The 257-nt window shown below is 68.5% G+C and carries 1 protein-coding gene; it reads left to right on the top strand.

Annotated elements, in window-relative coordinates; all coding sequences use genetic code 11:
• Positions 1 to 257 (top strand): hypothetical protein (locus AAZU54_RS27385; protein WP_434727908.1); only part of this gene is annotated, 257 nt, incomplete at both ends.

The following is a 257-nucleotide window of genomic DNA, read 5'->3' as shown; positions in this document are numbered from 1 at the left end:
ACCGCGCAAACCATCGGCGCCAACGCCCACCGGAAAATCAACGCCCTGGCCGACCCGAGCAACACCCAGAGCATTGGCTACCTGGTCAGCATGCTGCTGACCGCCCTGGCCAATCGCAAAGGCCGCAGGACCCAGGCGCAGAACATCGCCCCGCACGGCACCAGCCAGGCCACTGCGGTGAGTGGCCAGGGCCAGCTGGTCGCCCGCTCCAGCGAAGCCCCGGCCAAAGCCGATCCGTCCGCCAAGAAGGACGGCTG

The sequence above is a fragment of the Pseudomonas sp. Je.1.5.c genome, from assembly GCF_051129895.1.
GTDB classification, from domain to species: Bacteria; Pseudomonadota; Gammaproteobacteria; order Pseudomonadales; family Pseudomonadaceae; genus Aquipseudomonas; species Aquipseudomonas urmiensis.
This window is presented reverse-complemented; position numbering and strand designations above follow the sequence as displayed.